The following is a 509-nucleotide window of genomic DNA, read 5'->3' on the forward strand; positions in this document are numbered from 1 at the left end:
ATCTTAGCGGACAAGCTGGTTTCACTTGGGTATCAATTCCGATTCAATTCAACGCTGGATGCACTATGAAGTTATATCAACATATAGAAACGCTTTGGGATTACATGCAGCTCAAACAGGATTTAAAGCCTGCCGACTGCTTGTTTGTTATGTGCAGTAACGACGTGCGAGTTGCTGAGCACGCCGCTGCGCTTTACCACCAAAAACTCGCACCATTGATTGTGTTCTCCGGTGGTGAAGGCCGTTTTACGGATGGTTTGTTTGAAAAAAGTGAAGCCGAAACATTTGCAGACATCGCGCGTTTAGCTGGCGTACCAAGCGATGCCATCTTAGTAGAAACACGTTCAACCAATAGTGGAGAAAACGTCCGTTTCACCGAGCAGTTATTTAAAGAGAAAGGCATCCAATGCGAATCTATTATTTTAGTGCAAAAGCCATTTATGGAACGCCGCGCCATCGCTACGTTTGAGAAGCAATGGCAATCGCCCTACTCGCAAGTGCAAGTCAGT

Annotated in this window: 1 protein-coding gene; it reads left to right on the forward strand. The window is 45.6% G+C overall.

Annotation, left to right across the window (positions count from 1 at the left end; genetic code table 11):
- Positions 1-65 precede the first annotated feature (65 nt).
- The coding region (locus R8O11_RS31495; protein ID WP_318195425.1) for a YdcF family protein at positions 66-509 on the forward strand (444 nt) is incomplete at its 3' end.

Source organism: Vibrio sp. 1288, from assembly GCF_033344475.1.